Source organism: Pseudonocardia sp. SID8383 (assembly GCF_009864975.1).
Classification (GTDB): domain Bacteria; phylum Actinomycetota; class Actinomycetes; order Mycobacteriales; family Pseudonocardiaceae; genus Pseudonocardia; species Pseudonocardia alni.
On the sequence record NZ_WWFY01000012.1, the window covers coordinates 1 to 2,665 of the forward strand.

General features: G+C 74.7%; 3 protein-coding genes and 1 pseudogene. 1 reads left to right on the top strand and 3 read right to left on the bottom strand.

Features of this window, described 5'->3' with window-relative positions; translation table 11 throughout:
* A pseudogene (locus tag GTW08_RS31345) lies at positions 1 to 262 on the bottom strand (hypothetical protein); the annotation flags it as partial.
* On the bottom strand, positions 259 to 831 hold the full coding sequence (locus GTW08_RS00540; RefSeq protein ID WP_073578114.1) for a toxin-antitoxin system HicB family antitoxin: 573 nt from the start codon (positions 829 to 831) through the stop codon (positions 259 to 261). The gene GTW08_RS00540 and the pseudogene GTW08_RS31345, both read right to left, overlap by 4 nt.
* Positions 832 to 982: 151 nt before the next feature.
* Here GTW08_RS00540 and thyX point away from each other — a divergent pair, with 151 nt between their 5' ends.
* A complete protein-coding gene (gene thyX / locus GTW08_RS00545; RefSeq protein ID WP_062401161.1) occupies positions 983 to 1,747 on the top strand; it encodes an FAD-dependent thymidylate synthase in 765 nt (254 codons plus the stop codon).
* Positions 1,748 to 1,786: 39 nt separating this feature from the next.
* Here thyX and GTW08_RS00550 read toward each other — a convergent pair whose 3' ends face one another.
* A complete protein-coding gene (locus GTW08_RS00550) occupies positions 1,787 to 2,530 on the bottom strand; it encodes a Crp/Fnr family transcriptional regulator (RefSeq protein WP_073578113.1) in 744 nt (247 codons plus the stop codon).
* Between the last annotated feature and the right edge of the window lie 135 nt (positions 2,531 to 2,665).

Below are 2,665 nucleotides of genomic sequence, written 5' to 3' on the forward strand. Positions count from 1 at the left end.
GCTCGCTGCGGGAGGGTGTGCCGGCGCCGCCCGTGGAGCCGTGGCCGCCGCCTGTGCTGTCGCCGCCTGTGCTGCCGGTGCCCGCGCTGCCGGTGTCGCCGGTCGGCGTGTGGCCGGTGCCATCGCCGTCGCCGCCACTCGCGCCGGTGGAGGCGCCGCTCTCCCCGGTGGGGCGGCTCCGGGAGCCGGTGTGGGCGTCGCCGTCGTGCGTGGCGTCACCGCTGCCGTCGTCCGGTCCGGGGCCCGTCTGTCCGTCGCTCATCCCTGCACCCATCCCCTCAGGTTGCGCCCGTCGCGGTGCGGACGGCCGGCGCGTCCCTCCGCGCCGGCCAGTGCCCCCTGCACCGCCTGGGACACCCAGGTGTTGAGCGAGACGCCCTGGGACTGGGCGGCACGCTCGGCCTGGGCCTTGATCTGCTCGACGATGCGCAGGGTGACCCGGCTGATGTCCCCGGCGTCACCGGAGAACGGCGAGCCACCGGAGGCCGGGCCACCGGAGCCGCCGCCGCCGAACGGGAAGCCGCCGAACGGCGAGGTCCCCTCGCTCGCCGGGGCCGGGTCCGGGGTGGCGGAGTGTCCCGGCTCCGGGTCGCCCCCGGACACCGACACGCGCACCTCCCGGCCGTGCAGGCGGACCTCGACCGAGCGGTCGCCGAGCGCGGCGGTCGCCTCCGAGGCCAGGTCGGAGAGGGCGTTCATGATCGCGAGCCGGGCGGCGGGCTCGATCGCGGAGCCGAGCAGAGCCGCCGTGCGGCGGGTCTGCTCGTCGCCCGCGGCCGCCGCGGCGGCGAGGTCGTCGCGCAGCTGCGCGACATACGGCGTGAGGTCCATGACACCACTATGGCGTCACTCCTGACATCACGCCACTCGTTCGTGGCGTCGGTGGCGACGTCGCAGCGCACCGGGGGTGCCGCGGCCGCCACCGTCGGTGCGGGCGCGGGGCCCGGCGGGTGCCGGAGACGCCGGTCGTTACCCTCGCGGCATGCCGGAGACCGCGCCGAAGACCGTCCCGCTGACCGTGCAGCTCGTCGCGAAGACCGAGTTCACCCCGCCCGCGGACGTCCCGTGGTCCACCGACGCCGACGGCGGCCAGGCGCTGGCCGAGTTCGCCGGCCGCGCCTGCTACCAGTCGTGGACCAAGCCGAACCCGCGCACCGCGACCAACGCCGGCTACATCGCCCACATCCTCGAGGTCGGGCATCTCTCGGTCCTCGAGCACGGCTCGGTCAGCTTCTACCTGACCGGTATCTCGCGCTCCCTGACCCACGAGCTGATCCGGCACCGCCACTTCTCCTACTCCCAGCTCTCGCAGCGCTACGTCCCCGAGCGTGACGCCGCGATGGTGGAGCCCGACGTCATCGCCCAGGACCCGGAGCTGCACGAGCTGTTCCTGCAGGCCTCGGCCGACGCGCTCGCGTCCTACGAGAAGCTCCTCGAGGGTCTGGAGGCGCGCTTCGCCGACGTGCCGAACGGCACGCTGCGGCGCAAGCAGGCCCGCCAGGCCGCGCGGTCGGTGCTGCCGAACGCCACCGAGACCAAGATCGTCGTCACCGGGAACTACCGGGCGTGGCGGCACTTCATCGCGATGCGCGCCTCCGAGGCCGCCGACGTCGAGATCCGCAACCTCGCCGTCGAGTGCCTGCGCCAGCTGCAGGTCGAGGTGCCGAACGTGTTCGCGGACTTCCAGATCCAGACCCTCGCCGACGGCACCGAGATCGCCTCCAGCCCACTGGTGGCCGAGGGCTGAGCGAGGCTCACCGAGCGGGTACCGGCGCCGAGCACCGGCTCAGGCCAGGACGGCGTGCACCCGTCGTCGCAGGTCCGGCAGGTCCCGCACGACGAACCCGCGTCCCTCCTTCTCCAGCAGGCCCTCCGCGACCAGCCGGGACAGCTCACGGCTGGTCGTGACCCGGGTGAGCCCCACGAGCAGCCCCAGCTCGTCGACGGCGGGGCGGATCGACAGCCGGGCCACCTCGTCGAGCGCGATCTCGCCGTAGGCCTCCACCAGGTGGCCGAGCAGCAGGATGATCCGCTCGCGGGCGGGCAGCCCCTCGATGAGCACGTGCAGCTGCATGACGCGCTGCTTGTAGGCGATCCGTCGGGTGATCTCGAGCAGCAGTTCCGGCTCCTCGCGGGCGGCGCTCAGCAACGCGTCGCGGGTCACCGAGACGATCTCCGACGGCCGGGTGCAGACCGAGGCGAGGTGGCGCGGCCGTCCGTCGACGCAGGCCGCCTCGCCGAGGCTGGCGCCGGGCTCGGCGTAGGCCAGGGAGCGTTCCGAGCCGTCGGGCCGGTGCAGGTAGATCCGCACCCGCCCGGACACGACGAGGTGGAACCGCGACGACAGCTGGCCCTGGGTATAGACGTGCTCGCCGCGGGCGTAGTGGCGGGGGTTGCCCAGCTGCGCGATCCGGGAGGTCAGCGACGTCCACGGGGCGGTCAGGAACGGTGAGACCGGGTGGTCGTCGGGGTCGGGATCGGGCAGCGCGCGCACGGTGCCGTCGGGCCGCCGCGCCGCGCCGCTGCTCATGGTCCCGCCTCCCGGCCGTCGCCGATGGTCCGTCCGGACGGTAGCGGGCTGGGACGCCTGCGGGTAGGCGGGACGGCCCGGACGCCGAGGGGTGCGTCCGGGCCGTCGGGGTCCGGGGGTGCCGGCCGGCGGCCG